Source organism: Bradyrhizobium arachidis (assembly GCF_024758505.1).
Lineage (GTDB): Bacteria > Pseudomonadota > Alphaproteobacteria > Rhizobiales > Xanthobacteraceae > Bradyrhizobium > Bradyrhizobium manausense_C.
This window is the reverse complement of the sequence record NZ_CP077970.1, coordinates 4,116,325-4,133,601: the sequence shown is the minus strand read 5'-3', so window position 1 is coordinate 4,133,601 and position 17,277 is coordinate 4,116,325. Positions and strand designations below refer to the sequence as shown.

The window sequence follows — 17,277 nt, the reverse complement described above, 5'->3', positions numbered from 1 at the left end:
TAACCGACCCTCCTTACCAGCTCGACTTCACGAGGCCAGGGACCATGCCCTTGGAGCCGAGGTCGCGCAGCGCGATACGCGACAGCTTGTTCTTGCGGTAGTTCGAGCGCGGCCGGCCCGACAGTTCGCAACGCAGACGGATGCGGGTCGCCGACGAGTTGCGCGGCATTTCCGCAAGCTTCAGGGTCGCGGCAAACCGCTCTTCCATCGGCAGCTTCTTGTCGGCGATAATCGCCTTCAACCGCTCGCGCTTGGCGGCGGCGTTCTTCACCATCCGCTTGCGCCGGTTGTTCTTCTCGACTGAACTCTTCTTTGCCATGCTTGGCTCCTGGGTATCCGCGTTTGAGAGGCTGCTCTTCAGCGTCTCACTGCCGGAACGGGAAATTGAAAGCGGTCAACAAGGCCCTCGCCTCTTCGTCGGTCTTGGCCGTGGTGCAGACGGTGATGTCCATGCCGCGGGCCTCGGTGACCTTGTCGAAGTCGATCTCGGGGAAAATGATGTGTTCCTTGATGCCGAGCGAATAGTTGCCGCGGCCGTCGAAGCTCTTCGGGTTGAGGCCACGGAAGTCGCGAACGCGGGGCAGCGCGACGTTCACCAGGCGATCGATGAACTCGTACATATGGGTCTTGCGCAGCGTGACCTTGCAGCCGATCGGCTGGTTCTCACGCAGCTTGAAGGTCGCGATCGCGATGCGCGAATAGGTTACGATCGCCTTCTGGCCGGCGATCTGCGTCAGTTCGGCAGCGGCGGTCTCGGCCTTCTTGCGGTCGTTGACGGAATCGCCCACGCCCATGTTGAGCACGACCTTGTCCAGTCGCGGCACCTGCATGACGTTCTCATAACCGAACTTCTCGGTCATGACCGTACGAATCTTGCTGTCGTATTCCGCGCGCAGGCGCGGGGTGTAAGCGGCCTCAGCCATCGATCTCAGCTCCCGAGCTCTTGGCAACGCGGACCTTCTTGCCGTCCGCCTGAATCTTGAATCCGATGCGCGTCGGCTTTCCGTCCTTGCCGAGATACGCGATGTTGGACAGTTGGACCGGCGCCTCTTTCGAGATGATGCCGCCCTCCTGGGCCTGCGTCTGCTTCTGGTGACGCTTGACCATGTTGATGCCGCGCACCAGAGCGGTGCCGGCATCCGGGCGCACCTCGAACACCTCGCCGGTGCGGCCCTTGTCGCGACCGGTCAGAACGATGACCTTGTCGCCCTTGCGGATCTTCGCAGCCATCACAGCACCTCCGGCGCGAGCGAAATGATCTTCATGTGGTTCTTGGCGCGCAGCTCGCGCGGCACGGGCCCGAAGATACGGGTTCCGACCGGCTCGGCCTGGTTGTTGATCAGGACGGCGGCGTTGCGGTCGAAGCGGATGACCGAACCGTCGGGACGGCGGATGTCCTTGCGGACCCGCACCACCACGGCCTTCATCACGTCGCCCTTCTTCACCTTACCGCGCGGAATCGCTTCCTTGATCGACACGACGATGATGTCGCCCACGGTGGCGTAACGGCGCTTGGAGCCTCCAAGCACCTTGATACACATGACACGGCGTGCGCCAGAATTGTCGGCCACGTCGAGGTTGGTCTGCATCTGAATCATTGATGCACCTCGTCCTCTTTCTATCTGCGCAGGCTCGCTGCGCTCAACATTTCCCTGAAGTCAGTCGGCGGAAAGCCGGCAGCTCAGGCGCTTTTCTTGTGTTCGCCCCGGATCACGACCCAGCGCTTCAACTTCGAAATCGGCTTCGATTCCTCGATCCACACCATGTCGCCCGGCTTGAACTCGTTGCTCTCGTCGTGCGCGTGGTAGTTCTTCGAACGGCGGATCGTCTTCTTGTAGATCGGGTGCGTAAAGCGGCGGTCGACGCGCACCACGACGGTCTTGGCAGTCTTGTCGCTGACGACCACGCCTTGCAGAGTACGTTTCGGCATATTCGTAAGCCCCTTACTTCTTCTTCGCGCGCTTCTGCGCGGCGACGGTCTTGATGCGGGCGATGTCACGGCGGGCCTCGCGCAGGCGCGAGGTGTTCTCGAGCTGCCCGGTGGCGCGCTGGAAGCGCAGGTTGAAGCGCTCCTTCTTCAGGTTCAGGATGGCGTCATCCTGCTGGTCGGGGCTCATCGCGCGGATGTCTTCGATCTTCATCTGGGCCATGGCCATTACTCCGCAATGCGCTCGACGAAGCGCGTCTTGATCGGCAGCTTGGCAGCGGCCAGGGTCAGCGCCTCGCGCGCGGTCTGGTTGTTGACGCCGTCGATCTCGAACAGCACCCGACCCGGCTTGACGCGCACCACCCACAATTCGGGCGAGCCCTTGCCGGAGCCCATGCGGACTTCGGCCGGCTTCTTCGACACCGGCACGTCCGGGAACACGCGGATCCAGACGCGGCCGGCGCGCTTCATGTGGCGGGTCAGCGCGCGGCGGGCGGCTTCGATCTGGCGCGCGGTGACGCGATCCGGCTCGGTCGCCTTCAGGCCGAACTGGCCGAACGCCAACGTCGCGCCCGAAGTCGCAACGCCGTGGATACGGCCCTTATGCGCCTTCCGGAACTTCGTTTTCTTTGGTTGCATCATGGCTTTAAGCCCTCAATTCCTGTCCTGGCTTCAAGCTGCGTCGCGACGCGGCCGGCCACTACCGCCGCCACCGCTCTCGCCTTCAGCCATCCGCTTGTCCTGGGCCATCGGATCGTGCTCGAGGATCTCACCCTTGAAGATCCAGACCTTGACACCGCAGGTGCCGAAGGTCGTGAACGCGGTCGCAACGCCGTAGTCGATGTCGGCGCGCAGCGTGTGCAGCGGCACGCGACCTTCGCGGTACCACTCCATGCGCGCGATTTCCGCACCGCCCAGACGACCCGAGCAGTTGATGCGGATGCCCTCGGCGCCGAGACGCATCGCCGACTGCACCGCGCGCTTCATGGCGCGGCGGAACGCGACGCGGCGCTCGAGCTGCTGCGCGATCGATTCGGCGACCAGCGTGGCGTCGAGCTCCGGCTTGCGGATCTCGACGATGTTGATCACGACGTCCGACGAGGTGATGTCGGCGACCTTCTTGCGCAGCTTGTCGATGTCGGCGCCCTTCTTGCCGATCACGACACCCGGACGAGCCGAGTGGATGGTGACGCGGCACTTCTTGTGCGGACGCTCGATCACGATGCGGGCGACGGCCGCCTGCTTGAGCTCCTTGTGCAGGATCTCGCGAATCTTGACGTCCTCGTGCAGCAGCTTGCCGTATTCCTGCTTGCCGGCGAACCAGCGCGAATCCCAGGTCCGGTTGATGCCGAGACGCAGACCGATCGGATTGATCTTTTGACCCATCGTTTTCTCCTGCGTCCCTTAAGCCGCTGCTTCGGCTTCGACCTGACGAACGATGATCGTCAGTTGCGAAAATGGTTTGTAGACACGGCCCGAGCGGCCACGGCCGCGCGCGGCGAAGCGCTTCATCACGAGACCGTTGCCCACGAAGGCCTGCGCCACGACGAGATCGTCGACGTCGAGGTCGTGGTTGTTCTCGGCGTTGGCGATAGCCGATTCCAGGCACTTCTTCACGTCGACCGCGATCCGCTTGCGCGAGAACTGCAGGTCAGCGAGCGCCGCAGACGCCTTCCGGCCGCGAATGAGCTGGGCGACCAGGTTGAGCTTCTGCGGGCTCACCCGCAGCATCCGGGCGACCGCCTTGGCCTCGTTGTCGGCGAGGCTCCGTTCGCGCTTAGGTTTGCTCATCGTTTAATCCTCAAGCCTTCTTGGCTTTCTTGTCGCCCGAATGGCCATGGAAGGTCCGGGTCGGCGAGAACTCGCCGAACTTGTGACCGACCATTTCCTCGTTGACGTTCACCGGCACATGCTTCTGGCCGTTGTAGACGCCGAACGTCAGGCCGACGAACTGCGGCAGGATGGTCGAGCGACGGCTCCAGATCTTGATGACGTCGTGACGGCCCGACGCGCGCGCGGCGTCGGCCTTCTTGAGCAGCGAGCCCTCGACGAACGGGCCTTTCCAGACTGAACGAACCATGTCCGCCGTTCCTTACTTCTTCCGCTTGTGGCGGCTTAGGAGAATGAATTTGTTGGTCGACTTGTTGGTGCGGGTCTTCTTGCCCTTGGTCGGCTTGCCCCACGGGGTGACCGGGTGGCGGCCGCCCGAGGTACGGCCTTCACCGCCGCCGTGCGGATGGTCGATCGGGTTCATCGCGACGCCGCGGTTGTGCGGGCGACGGCCCATCCAACGCTTGCGGCCGGCCTTGCCGATCGAGGTGTTCATGTGGTCCGGGTTCGACACCGCGCCGATCGTGCCGCGGCAACGGCCGTGCACCAGGCGCTGCTCGCCCGAGTTGAGGCGGACGATGACGTAGTCCTGGTCGCGACCGACGATCTGGGCGTAGGTGCCGGCCGAACGTGCGAGCTGGCCGCCCTTCCCGATCTTGGTCTCGATGTTGTGGATGATCGTGCCGACCGGCATGTTGCCGAGCGGCATGACGTTGCCCGGCTTCACGTCGACATAGTTGCCGGCAACCACGGTGTCGCCGACGGCGAGGCGCTGCGGTGCCAGGATGTAGGCGAGCGTGCCGTCCTGGTACTTGATCAGCGCGATGAACGCGGTGCGGTTCGGATCGTATTCCAGCCGCTCGACGGTCGCAGGCGTATCGACCGTGTCACGCTTGAAGTCGACGGTGCGGTAGGCCTGCTTGTGGCCGCCGCCGCGGAAGCGCACGGTGATGCGACCGGTGTTGTTGCGGCCACCCTTGGACTGCTTGCCCTCGGTGAGCGCCTTGACCGGCTTGCCCTTGTAGAGCGCCGAACGATCGACCATGACCAGCTGGCGCTGGCCCGGCGTCGTGGGATTGAATGTCTTCAGTGCCATCGTCGTGCGACCTTACAGACCGGTGGTAACGTCGATGCGGTGGCCCTCTTCGAGGGTCACGATCGCGCGCTTGGTGTTCGACTGCGAGCCGAGATTGCCGCGGAAGACCTTGGTCTTGCCCTTGCGGACCAGCGTGTTGACGCTCTTGACCTTGACGTCGAACAGCTTCTCGATCGCTTCCTTGATCTGCGGCTTGGTCGCCTTGGCGGCCACCTTGAACAGGACCTTGTTGTGCTCGGAGGCGATCGTCGCCTTTTCGGTCACGACCGGCGCAACGATCACGTCGTAGTGGCGAGGCTCGATGTTCTTCGTCATTTGAAGCGCGCCTCCAGCGCATCGATGGCGGCCTTGGTCAGAACGAGCTTCTGACGGCGCAGGATGTCATAAACGTTGATGCCCTGGATCGGCAGCACGTCCATGTTCGGGATGTTGCGGGCGGCCGCGGCAAAACCGTTGTTGAGCTCGGCGCCGTCGATGATCAGGGCGTTGGTGAGCCCGAGGCCGGCGAAGTGACCGAGCAGCGCCTTGGTCTTGGCGGCTTCCAGCGCGGCCTTCTCAATCACCACGAGATCGCCATCCTTGGCCTTGGCCGACAGCGCGTGCTTGAGAGCAAGCGCGCGGACCTTCTTCGGCAGGTCGGAGGCATGCGAGCGCACGACCGGGCCGAAGGCACGGCCACCGCCGCGGAACTGCGGCACGCGAGCCGAGCCGTGACGAGCACCGCCGGTGCCCTTCTGCTTGTACATCTTCTTGCCGGTGCGCCAGATCTCGGCGCGGCCCTTGGCCTTGTGGGTGCCAGCCTGACGCTTGTCGAGCTGCCACTTCACGCAGCGCGCGATGATGTCCTCGCGCGGCTCGAGGCCGAAAATGGCGTCGGAGAGCTGGACGGAGCCGGCTTCCTTGCCCTCGAGGGTCGTGACCTTCAGTTCCATCTCACGCCTCCTGCGCGGCCGGAGCGGCGTCCGCTTCGCCGGCAACCTTGAACTTGCCGGGCTTCGGAGCTTCCTTCGGCAGCGGCTTCTTGACGGCGTCGCGCACGCGGATCCAGCCGCCCTTGGAGCCGGGAACGGCGCCTTCGACGAGGATCAGGCCACGCGCGACATCGGTCTGGACGACGCGAAGGTTGAGCGTGGTGATGCGGTCGACACCCATGTGGCCGGGCATCTTCTTGTTCTTCCAGGTCTTGCCGGGGTCCTGACGGCCGCCGGTCGAACCGATCGAGCGGTGCGAGATCGACACACCGTGCGTGGCGCGCAGACCGCCGAAGTTCCAGCGCTTCATGCCGCCGGCAAAACCCTTACCGACCGAGGTGCCGGTGACGTCGACGAACTGGCCGACGACGAAGTGATCGGCCTGGATCTCGGCGCCGACCGGGATCATCTGATCGGCGGAGACGCGGAATTCCTCGACCTGCCGCTTCGGCTCGACCTTGGCGACCGCGAACTGACCGCGCTCCGCCTTCGGTAGATACACGGTCTTGCGGGTGCCGGCGCCGAGCTGCAGCGCGACATAGCCGTTCTTCTCTTCGGTGCGGTGGCCTACGACCTGGCAATTGCCGAGCTTCAGCACGGTCACGGGGATATGTTCGCCGGCCTCCGTGAAGACCCGCGTCATCCCGACCTTTTGTGCGATCACTCCGGAGCGCATCGGCTTGCTTCCTGTTCTTTCTGTCCTTGCGGACTAACCAATTTTCTTCGTGAGCATGACCCGATCCGAAAACCGGTGCCCACTTCTCGGGGTCATGCTCAGAGCTTGATCTCGACGTCGACACCGGCGGCCAGGTCGAGCTTCATCAAGGCATCGACGGTCTGCGGGGTCGGATCGACGATGTCGAGCAGGCGCTTGTGGGTGCGCATCTCGAACTGTTCGCGGCTCTTCTTGTCGACGTGGGGCGAACGGTTGACGGTGAACTTCTCGATGCGGGTCGGCAGCGGAATGGGTCCGCGAACCTGAGCGCCCGTGCGCTTCGCCGTGTTCACGATCTCGCGGGTCGACGTATCGAGGATACGATGGTCGAACGCCTTGAGACGGATGCGAATGTTTTGGCCGTTCATTGCCGTGCTTTCTTCTCAGGTGAGTGGCGAGTAGCGAGTAGCGAATAGATTTCCCTATTCGCCACCCGCCATTCCCTATTCGCGTAATTACTCGATGATCGAGGCGACGACGCCGGCGCCGACGGTGCGACCGCCTTCGCGGATCGCGAAGCGGAGCTTCTCTTCCATCGCGATCGGCACGATCAGGTGCACTTCCATCGCGATGTTGTCGCCCGGCATCACCATCTCGGTGCCTTCCGGCAGGTGCACGACACCGGTCACGTCGGTGGTGCGGAAGTAGAACTGCGGACGGTAGTTGGTGAAGAACGGGGTGTGGCGACCGCCCTCTTCCTTGGTGAGGATGTAAGCCTCGGCCTTGAACTTGGTGTGCGGCTTGACCGAACCCGGCTTGCAGAGCACCTGGCCGCGCTCGACTTCCTCGCGCTTGGTGCCGCGGAGCAGCGCACCGATGTTGTCGCCGGCCTGGCCCTGATCGAGCAGCTTGCGGAACATTTCGACGCCGGTGACGGTGGTCTTCTGGGTCGCACGCAGACCGACGATCTCGATTTCCTCGCCGACCTTGACGATGCCGCGCTCGACACGGCCGGTCACCACGGTGCCGCGGCCCGAGATCGAGAACACGTCTTCAACCGGCATCAGGAACGGCTGGTCGATCGGACGCTCCGGCTGCGGGATGTACTCGTCGACGTTCTTCATCAGCTCGAGGATGGCGTCGTGGCCGAGCTTCTTGTCGGAATCTTCGAGGGCGGCGAGCGCCGAGCCCTTGATGATCGGGATCTTGTCGCCCGGGAATTCGTACTTCGAGAGCAGCTCGCGGACTTCGAGCTCGACGAGCTCGAGCAGCTCCGGATCGTCGACCATGTCGCACTTGTTGAGGAACACGACGAGCGCGGGCACGCCGACCTGGCGGGCGAGCAGGATGTGCTCGCGGGTCTGCGGCATCGGGCCGTCAGCGGCCGACACGACCAGGATCGCGCCGTCCATCTGGGCAGCGCCGGTGATCATGTTCTTGACGTAGTCGGCGTGGCCGGGGCAGTCGACGTGAGCGTAGTGGCGGTTCGGCGTCTCGTACTCGACGTGCGCGGTCGAGATCGTGATGCCGCGCGCCTTCTCTTCCGGCGCCTTGTCGATCTGGTCGTACGCCGTGAACGTCGCACCGCCGGCTTCGGCGAGAACCTTGGTGATCGCCGCCGTCAGCGACGTCTTGCCATGGTCGACGTGACCGATGGTGCCGATGTTGCAGTGCGGCTTGTTACGTTCAAACTTTGCTTTGGCCATTTGACTCTCCGTTCAATCGTCAGCTTCGGACCGACGACAATCAGGCAAACTTCTTCTGGACTTCTGCCGACACGTTCGCCGGCGCTTCTGCGTAGTGGTCGAACTGCATGGTGAAGGTCGCGCGCCCCTGGCTCATCGAGCGCAGGTTATTCACGTAACCGAACATGTTCATGAGCGGCACCATCGCGTTGATGACGTTGGCGTTGCCGCGCATGTCTTGACCCTGGATCTGACCGCGCCGGGAATTCAGGTCGCCGATGACCGAGCCGGTGTAGTCTTCCGGGGTCACCACTTCGACCTTCATGATCGGCTCGAGCAGGACGGACTTGCCCTTCTGCAAGGCTTCGCGGAACGCCGCGCGCGATGCGATTTCGAAGGCCAGCGCCGACGAGTCGACGTCGTGGTACTTGCCGTCCACGAGTTGAACCTTGACGTCCACCACGGGGAAGCCCGCGACCACGCCGGAGCTCATGACGCTGTTGAGGCCCTTTTCGACGCCGGGGATGTATTCCTTCGGCACCGCACCGCCGACGATCTTGGACTCGAACTCATAGCCCTTGCCGGGCTCGTTCGGCTCGACCACGATCGACACTTCGGCGAACTGACCGGTACCGCCGGTCTGCTTCTTGTGCGTGTACTTGACCTCGGCCTTCTTGGTGACGCGCTCACGGAACGCCACCTGCGGCGCGCCGATGTTGGCATCGACCTTGTAGGTGCGCTTGAGGATGTCGACCTTGATGTCGAGGTGGAGTTCGCCCATGCCCTTGAGGATGGTCTGGCCGGACTCCTGATCGGTCGAAACGCGGAAGGACGGATCCTCCGCGGCGAGCTTCGCCAGCGCCACGCCCAGCTTTTCCTGGTCGGCCTTCGACTTCGGCTCGATCGCGATCTCGATGACCGGCTCGGGAAATTCCATCTTTTCGAGGATGACCTGCTTGTCGGGATCGCACAGCGTGTCGCCGGTGCGCGCTTCCTTCAGGCCAGCCAGCGCAACGATGTCGCCGGCATAGGCTTCCTTGATGTCTTCGCGGTTGTTCGCATGCATCAGCAGCATGCGCCCGATCCGCTCCTTCTTCTCGCGGGTCGAGTTCACGACGCCGGTGCCGCTCTGCAGAACGCCGGAGTAGATGCGGCAGAAGGTGATGGTGCCGACGAACGGGTCGTCCATGATCTTGAACGCGAGCAGCGCGAGCGGCTCCTTGTCGTCCGCCTTGCGGACGACTTCGTTGCCCTTGTCGTCAGTGCCCTTGATCGCGGGCACGTCGATCGGCGACGGCAGATAGTCGACGACGGCGTCGAGCAGCGGCTGCACGCCCTTGTTCTTGAACGCGGAACCGCAGAGCACCGGATAGAACGCACCGGTCAGCACGGCCTTGCGGATCAGCCGCTTCAGCGTCGCCTCGTCCGGCTCGTTGCCGTCGAGATAGGCGGCCATGGCGTCGTCGTCGAGTTCGACGGCGGCTTCCACCATCTTCTCGCGGTATTCCTTGGCCTGGTCGACGAGGTCGGCCGGGATGTCGACATAGTCGTACTTCGCGCCGAGCGCTTCGTCGTTCCAGATGACGCCCTTCATCTTCACGAGGTCGACGAGACCCTTGAAGTTGTTCTCGGCGCCGATCGGAAGCTGGATCGCGATCGGCTTGGCGCCGAGACGGTCGACGATATCGGCCAGGCACTTGAAGAAGTCGGCGCCGGTCTTGTCCATCTTGTTGGCGAAGACGATGCGCGGAACCTTGTACTTGTCACCCTGGCGCCAGACAGTCTCGGTCTGCGGCTCGACGCCCTGGTTGCTGTCGAGAACGCACACGGCGCCGTCGAGCACGCGCAGCGAACGCTCGACCTCGATGGTGAAGTCGACGTGGCCGGGCGTGTCGATGATGTTCAGGCGCTTGCCGGCCCAGAACGCGGTGGTCGCAGCCGAGGTGATCGTGATGCCACGCTCCTGCTCCTGCTCCATCCAGTCCATCGTCGCAGCACCTTCGTGCACTTCGCCGATCTTGTGGCTCTTGCCGGTGTAATAGAGGATGCGCTCGGTCGTCGTGGTCTTACCGGCGTCGATATGCGCCATGATACCGAAGTTACGGTAGTCTTCGATGGCATGTTGGCGGGGCATGGGGTCGTTCCTTGCGAGTCCAGTGTGTCGCCGTTACCAGCGATAGTGCGAGAAGGCGCGGTTGGCTTCGGCCATCCGGTGCACGTCTTCGCGCTTCTTGACGGCGTTCCCGCGGTTGTTCGACGCGTCCAGGAGCTCAGCCGAGAGCCGCTCGGTCATCGTCTTCTCATTACGCTCGCGCGCAGCCGTGATGATCCAGCGAATGCCCAGCGCCTGACGGCGGACCGAACGCACTTCGACGGGCACCTGGTAGGTGGCGCCGCCGACGCGGCGGGACCGCACCTCGATGGTCGGCATGACGTTTTCCAGCGCCTGCTCGAACACCGGCAGCGGGCCTTGCTTGGTCTTGGTCTCGATCATGGCGAGCGCGCCGTAGACGATGCTCTCGGCGGCAGACTTCTTGCCGTCGTACATGATGGAGTTCATGAACTTCGTGATGATGATGTTCCCGAACTTCGGATCCGGGAGAACTTCACGCTTTTCCGCAGAATGGCGACGAGACATGGAAGAGGTTCCCGCTTACTTCGGACGCTTCGCGCCGTACTTCGAACGACGCTGCTTACGGTTCTTGACGCCCTGGGTATCCAGCACGCCGCGGAGGATGTGGTAGCGCACGCCGGGCAAGTCCTTGACGCGACCGCCGCGGATCATGACCACCGAGTGCTCCTGGAGGTTATGGCCCTCGCCGGGGATGTAGCCGATGACCTCGAAACCGTTGGTCAGGCGCACCTTGGCGACCTTACGAAGCGCCGAGTTCGGCTTCTTCGGCGTGGTGGTGTAGACGCGCGTGCACACGCCGCGCTTCTGCGGCGACTGCTGCAGCGCCGGCACCTTCTTGCGCGACTTCTGCACTTCACGCGGTTGTGCGATCAGCTGGTTGATCGTCGGCATCCTGGCCTTCACCCTTTTTCTGCCGCGGCCCCTTGCGGGACCGCTTTCTTGCCGCGAACCTTTACCGGGTCCGCAAATTCTTCTCCGGACAACCCGCCCGAGGGGGCCGCGCTGCGCGAAACGATCCGCGCAAAGCGAAATTGCGCCAACCGCTCATTGCTGAGCGGAAAGCGCTTCGACGCCACAGAGGACCGCAGTCTTCAGGCCGTTCGGCGTTTAAGCCTGCGGCCGCATACCGAGGTCATGCATCCGAGTTCGGTCTCAAGAGGACGTGCTCAAGAGAACAAATATCGTCCTGGCATTGCCTAGCTATCATCGACAGCGTTTGAGCGGCATTCGTCGAGGTTGGTGCCCGCGAAGCGGTCCTAAGAGGACCTAACGGGTGCTCCGTTCCGACGTTGGCGATGCTCACCGCCTGTCGTTAAGTGACGCGCTTTCTATAAGTGAGAATCGGTCAAGTCAAGGCGAAACCACAGCGCAAAAGCGCTTATCGCGCCTGTAGAATTCGCTTGTTCGGCGCCCTCACCGCGCCTCCCGGATATGGGTGCCGGGGTGCCGTTCCGCCAGCCCGAACCCAATTTATACCCGGGTAAAATGTACTTTTATGACCGGTGCTAAGGCTTTTTTTCCTGTTCGTGAGCACTGATGGCGCTTCGGCGGAGAAAATACCCCATGCGGTATACCGACATTGCGATCATCGGCGGGGGTCTTGCCGGCTCGACCGCCGCGGCAATGCTCGGCCGCGCCGGTATTTCGGCCGTGCTGATCGACCCTCACCGCGACTATCCGCCGGATTTTCGCGTCGAAAAAATCTCTGGCGACACCCAGGTCGAGCTGTTCCGGCGCACCGGATTCGCCGAATCGGTACTCCGGCAGACGACCTTCGCCGGCGAGAACTGGATTGCGCGCTTCGGCCGCCTGCTCGACAAGTCACCGAGCCACCAGTTCGGCTTCCACTATCATTCCTTCGTCAACGCGATCCGCGCTGAGATTCCAGGATCTGTCGAGACGATCTGCGCCAAGGCTCTGTCAATCTCGACCAGCACGGAGCGGCAGAAGGTCACCCTCTCCAACGACGAGACCGTATCCGCGCGACTCGTCGTGCTCGCCAATGGACTGAATGTCGGCCTGCGCCACCAGCTCGGCCTCCAGCGCGAAATCATCAGTGCAGGACATTCGATCTCGGTTGGCTTCAACATGGTGCCGGTCGGACGTCCCTCGTTCGATTTCCCGGCACTCACCTATTTCTCGGAGCGGCCGAGCGACCGCATCCCCTACCTCACCCTGTTTCCGATCGGCACGCGGATGCGCGCCAACCTGTTCGTCTACCGCGCCGCCGACGATCCCTGGCTGCGCGAGCTGCGCCGGGCGCCGGTTACGACGTTGAACGCCGCATTGCCGCGGCTGAAGCGCATCACCGGCGCCTTCGACGTCTCTGATGACGTCAAGATCCGCCCCGTCGATCTCTACGTGCACAGCGCGGTGCGCCAGGCCGGCCTGGTGCTGGTCGGCGATGCCTTCGCGACCTCCTGCCCTGTCGCCGGCACGGGCACCGACAAGGTGTTCACCGACGTCGAGCGGCTCTGCAACGTCCACATCCCGGCCTGGCTGGCGACCGACGGCATGGATGCGGGCAAGATCGCCGCCTTCTACGACGATCCGGTCAAGCGCGACTGCGACGCCTGGTCCGCGGCAAAGGCCTTCGACTTCCGCGAGGTTTCGATTTCGACGAGCCCCTATTGGGCAGCCCAGCGCTGGGCGCGCTTCACGGCCTGGTCCGCCCAGGGCCTGCTACGACGTCTTGGACGGCAATTTCGCCTGGAGCCGAATTTCCTCGGTCACTCCTCGTCGTCGTCCTCATCGTCATCGTCATCGCTGTCGTCGTCATCGACCTGACGCGCGGCGCCATGCGGCTGGTGGAGCTGGTCGTCCCACAGCTTGCGATAGGCGCCGTTTTTGGCGAGCAGCTCGGCATGCGAGCCGCGCTCGATGGCGCGGCCGCCTGAAATCACGATGATTTCGTCCATCTCGACCACCGACGTCAGACGGTGCGTCGACCAGATCATGGTGCGGCCCTTGGCGACCTTGAGCAGCGTGCGATTGATCGCGGCTTCCGTGGTCTGGTCCAGCGCCGAGGTCGCCTCGTCCAGGAGCAGCACCGAGGGGTTGCGGATGATCGCGCGCGCGATCGCGATACGCTGGCGCTGGCCGCCCGACAGCGTGTCGCCGCGCTCGCCGACTGGCGTGTCGTATTTCTGCGGCAGGCTCATGATGTAGCGGTGGATCTCCGCCTTCTTGGCCGCCTCCTCCACCTCCGCGTCGGTGGCGCCCTCCTTACCGAGGCGGATGTTCTCGCGGATCGACATGTTGAACAGCATGTTCTCCTGGAACACGACCGCCATGCTTTGCCGCAGCGAGCCCAGCGTGACCTTTCGGATATCGACGCCGTCGATGGTGACGCGGCCCTCGTCCGGAACGTAGAGCCGCAGGATCAGGTTGAGCAGCGTGCTCTTGCCGGAGCCGCTCGGGCCGACGACCGCGATGCTCCTGCCGACGTTGAGCTTGAGGCTGAGATTGTCCAGCACCGGCGTCTGGCTGCCCTCATACTGGAAAGTGACGCGGTCGAAGGTGATGTCGTTGGTGATGCGCGGCAGATCCGGCGCGCCGGCACGATCGGCGCCGCGCGTCGGCTCGTCCAGGAGGTCCTGGATGTGGCGCACGGCGGCGGCCGAGGAGATCGACACCGGGATAAAGTGCATCACATGGGCGATATTGTAGGAGACTTCCCAGAACGCGCTCTCGAAGGTGACGAAGGTGCCGATCGTGATCTGGCCCTTGGTCGCCAGATAGGCGCCGATCGCCAGCACCACGAGGTGCAACAGCAGCACCGAGATCGTGACCGTCCGCTCCACCATGGTGGACAGGAAGGTCGCCGAGGCGATCCTGTTGCGGGTCTCATTGTTGCGGAAGCTGAAGAAGCCGAACATCTTGCGCTGCAGGCTGAACGCCTTGATCACCGCCTGCGCGCCGACGTTCTCCTGCACCATGCCGAGCAGCGAGGCCTCGTTCAGCTTCTGCTCGTAGTTCGCATGCACCGCCTTCGGCGTGAGGATGCGCGGGCCGATCAAGGTGATCGGGAACACCAGCAGCGCCACCGCGGCGAGCTGCCAGTTCAGGAACACCATCAGGATGATGCCCGCGATCAATTCCAGGAACGGCAGCGCGGCGCTGTTGGCAAAGGTCTTGATCGAGCCTTCGACGGCCGACAGATCGACCGAGAAGCGCGACAAGATCTCGCCGCGCTTGGTGCGGCCGAAATAGGAGGCCGGCAGGTCCTGGACGTGCTCGAACAGCCGCTTGCGGATATCGGAGATGATGCAGGCGGCGAGCCGTGCATCCCAGCGCTCGTACCAGACCGCGACGATCGAGGTGAAGATACCGGCAACTGCCAGCACGCCGAGGATCTTGTAGAGCGCCTGAAAATCCTCTTCGCCGAGCGCGTCGTCGATCAGGAACTTCAGGCTCAGCGGCATGATGACGTTGAACAGCGTCTCGATCATGACGCCGAACGCCACGAAAGCCAGCATGCGCTTGTAGTTGCCGAGATAGGGCCTGACGAAACTCAGGATGGTCGAGAGCGCGCCGGCGGCTTCGCGGGCGGTAAAGACGACGAGGTCCTCGTCCTCGTCGTCATCATCGAGCTCGGGAAGCTCGTCCTCATCCTCCTCGTCATCGTCGTCCTCGGCCTGCTTGCCGGAGGCGAGCTTGTCCTCGAGCTCGGCCGCCGCGTCCGCGGCAGCGAGCTTCTGTGTATCCGACGAGGGAGACCTGTTGTCCGAAGACCTATTGTCCGAAGACCTGGGCGCCATGAAACCAACCGATGCTGACGGCCGGCATGACCGCAGAGAAACCGAGGGAATAGCGGAAACCGCTATGGCACCGATTCTATGCGATCAAAATGAATTCGGCAAAACAATTGGCAAATGCGCGTTCCGCGGCCGCGGCTAGTCCTCGTCGTCGTCCTCGACCTTGTCGAAGAACGAGTAACGCAGACTGTCAGCGTCGGCGTACCACTGTCCCGGGCCCTTGTTGGCGGACAGCGTCGCCGCCCACAGCGCATCGGTGCAATCGTTGCGGTGCATCGACAGGTCGAACCCGTTGCCGAAGAACAGCTCCGACCACTCCCACCAGGTGCCGAGCTTCCTGACGCCGCGAAGGAGGTCGTAACGGTCGATCAACGCCGGCGCCATGTCCGAGGTCACCGAGCCAAACACCAGGCCGGTCTTGACCACGCGGTTGAGCTCGCGAATGGCGCGCGCCACCTGCTTCTCGGAGACGTGGCAGAGGCTGGTCTCGAACACGAAATCGAACGCGCCGTCCTTGAACGGCATGTCCACGATCGAGCCGAGCTTGTTGTACTTCCGCAGCGCCTTCGGCGTTTTGGCGTGGATGGCGCGGTTGTTCTCGATGCCGAAGGCGTCGATGCCGCGCTCGCGCAGCGCGCCGACCAGCTCGCCGCTCGCGGAACCCGCGACCAGGAGTTTTGCGCCCTTCGCCCTGCCCCAGACGATGCCGATCAGCCTGGTGAGATAGTCGGGATCGGTGAACTGCCGCCACACCTCGCCATAGGGGCCGGCGCCGCGATAGTTCTCAAAGTAGTCGCGGTCGATCTTGTCCGACAGCGGCTTCGCATCCTGGCTCTTCGCGCGGCGCAGGCGCATCATCTCGGTCAGGATGATGTCGGTCGCCGCGTCCGAGGAGTCCAGCAGACCGTTCAGCGTGGAGTCGAACAGATAGTCACCGACGAGCACGATGCCGGGGTGCTCCTTCGGCTCCGGCCGATGGTTGGTCATGACGTCGCGCACGGGCAAGCCGCCGGGAATCGCATTCACCGAGGACAGCCAGCGGTGGATCTTGCCTTCCATGAAGTGCGCGCGGGCATCGCCCAGCGAAGCCGGCAGCGATTTCACCGCGGCGTCGATCAACTCCTGGTCCGACAGGTTGGCAAAAGCCAGCGCATCGGAGCCGGGAATGAGCCAGTTCAGCACGCCGTGCTTGCCGACGTCGTGGCGCGCGCCCTCGTTGTAGACGCAGCAGCCGCCGAACGCCTCCGACATGAACCAGGCGCCGGGAATCTTCTCGCCCCAGAACGGCTCGTCGAACAGGATCGAGACCCGCAGATAGTGCGCCGGACGGTCGAAATAGGAGACGTGCTTGACCATCGACTTGCGGAGCTGCTCGCCTTCCCAGCCCATGGTGTGCAGCCAGGAATGCGGCAGGCAGACCAGCACGAGGTCGAAGTCGCGCGTCTCCGGCCCCTTGCCGTTCATCATCTTGAGCTGATAGCGGCCGGTCGCGGCCTTGCCGACGGCGAGCACGCGATGATTGAGCTGGATGTCTGCGTTGACCTCGGACTGCAGGCACTCGATCAACTGCTCGTTGCCGTTCTGGATGGAATAGAGGCCGATATAGCCGTCGAGATCCATCAGATAGTTCTTCAGCGCGTTGAGCCCGTTGGTGTTGTGGCTCTCGGTTGCGATGTCGGAACGCGCCATCACCTTGAAGAAGCGCTTTGCGATTGCGTCGTCGACTTCCTCGTCCAGCACCTGCTCCGCGGTCTTGTGAGCCCAGGGGTGCTCGTTGTCGTGCGCGCCGACGCCCTCGTAGTACTCGATCGGCGACATCAGATCGGCGCAGCGCTGGCGGAAGGCCTCGATCGCCGCGGCAGTCTTGGCGCCGTACTTCCGGCGCATGCCCGGCACGTCGTTCAACAATTCGCCGCCGAACTGCACCTGCTCGGCATCCATTGGAATGGTCTGCAGTCCGAAATGCTGGATCAGCTCGCGCAGCGGGTCCGGGCCTGTCATCGAGTAGTCATAGATTTCCGCAACGCCGGCCTCGTAGATCGCGGGCGCGGAATCGAATTTGCGGGTGACGATTTTGCCGCCGAGACGGTCGGACGCTTCGTAGATGGTGACGCGGCAGAGATCGCCGAGTTTACGCTTCAGATACCAGGCGCTCATCAGCCCGCCGGGGCCACCGCCTACGATTGCGAGATCAAGCATGTGAGTTCCGTGGTCTCCGGCCG

General features: G+C 63.5%; 22 protein-coding genes. 1 reads left to right on the top strand and 21 read right to left on the bottom strand.

The annotated features are described in order from the left end of the window. Positions 1–13: 13 nt before the first annotated feature. The 19 genes from rpsN to rpsL form a co-directional block, all read right to left on the bottom strand. A complete protein-coding gene (rpsN, locus tag KUF59_RS18845; RefSeq protein WP_018647251.1) occupies positions 14–319 on the bottom strand; it encodes a 30S ribosomal protein S14 in 306 nt (101 codons plus the stop codon). 46 nt (positions 320–365) lie between these two features. Then, a complete protein-coding gene (gene rplE, locus KUF59_RS18840) occupies positions 366–923 on the bottom strand; it encodes a 50S ribosomal protein L5 (protein WP_212456573.1) in 558 nt (185 codons plus the stop codon). Beyond that, positions 916–1,230: a 50S ribosomal protein L24 gene (gene rplX, locus KUF59_RS18835; RefSeq protein ID WP_212456574.1), complete on the bottom strand. Its 315-nt coding sequence runs from the start codon at positions 1,228–1,230 to the stop codon at positions 916–918. The genes rplE and rplX overlap by 8 nt, the downstream gene beginning before the upstream one ends. Continuing rightward, positions 1,230–1,598: a 50S ribosomal protein L14 gene (gene rplN / locus KUF59_RS18830; protein ID WP_072823614.1), complete on the bottom strand. Its 369-nt coding sequence runs from the start codon at positions 1,596–1,598 to the stop codon at positions 1,230–1,232. Before rplN ends, rplX begins: the two co-directional genes overlap by 1 nt. Positions 1,599–1,681: 83 nt before the next feature. Further along, entirely contained in the window at positions 1,682–1,930 is a 249-nt protein-coding gene (rpsQ, locus tag KUF59_RS18825; RefSeq protein ID WP_145660379.1) for a 30S ribosomal protein S17, read from the bottom strand. Positions 1,931–1,943: 13 nt separating this feature from the next. Then, a complete protein-coding gene (gene rpmC / locus KUF59_RS18820; RefSeq protein WP_140982250.1) occupies positions 1,944–2,150 on the bottom strand; it encodes a 50S ribosomal protein L29 in 207 nt (68 codons plus the stop codon). Between the two features lie 5 nt (positions 2,151–2,155). Next, positions 2,156–2,569: a 50S ribosomal protein L16 gene (gene rplP, locus KUF59_RS18815; protein ID WP_212456575.1), complete on the bottom strand. Its 414-nt coding sequence runs from the start codon at positions 2,567–2,569 to the stop codon at positions 2,156–2,158. Between the two features lie 30 nt (positions 2,570–2,599). Then, positions 2,600–3,313, bottom strand: coding sequence for a 30S ribosomal protein S3 (gene rpsC, locus KUF59_RS18810; RefSeq protein WP_212456576.1), 714 nt, complete (start codon positions 3,311–3,313; stop codon positions 2,600–2,602). Between the two features lie 18 nt (positions 3,314–3,331). After that, positions 3,332–3,718: a 50S ribosomal protein L22 gene (rplV, locus tag KUF59_RS18805; protein WP_008549264.1), complete on the bottom strand. Its 387-nt coding sequence runs from the start codon at positions 3,716–3,718 to the stop codon at positions 3,332–3,334. 10 nt (positions 3,719–3,728) lie between these two features. Continuing rightward, positions 3,729–4,007 carry a 30S ribosomal protein S19 gene (gene rpsS / locus KUF59_RS18800; protein ID WP_140976515.1) on the bottom strand — a complete coding sequence of 93 codons (279 nt, stop codon included), beginning with the start codon at positions 4,005–4,007 and terminating at the stop codon, positions 3,729–3,731. A gap of 12 nt (positions 4,008–4,019) precedes the next feature. Further along, a complete protein-coding gene (rplB, locus tag KUF59_RS18795) occupies positions 4,020–4,853 on the bottom strand; it encodes a 50S ribosomal protein L2 (protein ID WP_212456577.1) in 834 nt (277 codons plus the stop codon). 12 nt (positions 4,854–4,865) lie between these two features. Next, positions 4,866–5,168: a 50S ribosomal protein L23 gene (locus tag KUF59_RS18790; RefSeq protein ID WP_140976513.1), complete on the bottom strand. Its 303-nt coding sequence runs from the start codon at positions 5,166–5,168 to the stop codon at positions 4,866–4,868. After that, entirely contained in the window at positions 5,165–5,785 is a 621-nt protein-coding gene (gene rplD, locus KUF59_RS18785) for a 50S ribosomal protein L4 (RefSeq protein WP_212403715.1), read from the bottom strand. The genes KUF59_RS18790 and rplD overlap by 4 nt, the downstream gene beginning before the upstream one ends. Before the next feature lies 1 nt (position 5,786). Next, the gene (rplC, locus tag KUF59_RS18780) at positions 5,787–6,500 is read right to left on the bottom strand and encodes a 50S ribosomal protein L3 (protein WP_212456578.1); all 714 of its coding nucleotides are present in this window, start codon (positions 6,498–6,500) and stop codon (positions 5,787–5,789) included. A gap of 98 nt (positions 6,501–6,598) precedes the next feature. Continuing rightward, positions 6,599–6,907 carry a 30S ribosomal protein S10 gene (rpsJ, locus tag KUF59_RS18775; protein WP_002712302.1) on the bottom strand — a complete coding sequence of 103 codons (309 nt, stop codon included), beginning with the start codon at positions 6,905–6,907 and terminating at the stop codon, positions 6,599–6,601. 87 nt (positions 6,908–6,994) lie between these two features. Further along, a complete protein-coding gene (gene tuf / locus KUF59_RS18770; protein ID WP_140976510.1) occupies positions 6,995–8,185 on the bottom strand; it encodes an elongation factor Tu in 1,191 nt (396 codons plus the stop codon). Positions 8,186–8,225: 40 nt separating this feature from the next. Beyond that, complete coding sequence (gene fusA, locus KUF59_RS18765; RefSeq protein ID WP_212456579.1) at positions 8,226–10,298, bottom strand: elongation factor G; 2,073 nt, start codon at positions 10,296–10,298, stop codon at positions 8,226–8,228. A 33-nt stretch (positions 10,299–10,331) separates the two neighbouring features. Beyond that, positions 10,332–10,802, bottom strand: a complete 471-nt coding sequence (rpsG, locus tag KUF59_RS18760) for a 30S ribosomal protein S7 (RefSeq protein ID WP_212456580.1) — start codon at positions 10,800–10,802, stop codon at positions 10,332–10,334. 15 nt (positions 10,803–10,817) lie between these two features. Then, positions 10,818–11,189, bottom strand: coding sequence for a 30S ribosomal protein S12 (gene rpsL, locus KUF59_RS18755; RefSeq protein ID WP_007603006.1), 372 nt, complete (start codon positions 11,187–11,189; stop codon positions 10,818–10,820). 672 nt (positions 11,190–11,861) lie between these two features. Between rpsL and KUF59_RS18750 the strand changes: the two genes are divergently transcribed. Continuing rightward, positions 11,862–13,085, top strand: coding sequence for an FAD-dependent oxidoreductase (locus KUF59_RS18750; RefSeq protein WP_212456581.1), 1,224 nt, complete (start codon positions 11,862–11,864; stop codon positions 13,083–13,085). Here the strand turns inward: KUF59_RS18750 and KUF59_RS18745 are convergent. Then, positions 13,028–15,058: an ABC transporter ATP-binding protein gene (locus tag KUF59_RS18745; protein ID WP_212456582.1), complete on the bottom strand. Its 2,031-nt coding sequence runs from the start codon at positions 15,056–15,058 to the stop codon at positions 13,028–13,030. The two genes, KUF59_RS18750 and KUF59_RS18745, sit on opposite strands and share 58 nt — an antisense overlap. 135 nt (positions 15,059–15,193) lie before the next feature. Next, positions 15,194–17,254: an FAD-dependent oxidoreductase gene (locus KUF59_RS18740; protein ID WP_212456583.1), complete on the bottom strand. Its 2,061-nt coding sequence runs from the start codon at positions 17,252–17,254 to the stop codon at positions 15,194–15,196. Positions 17,255–17,277: the final 23 nt, after the last annotated feature.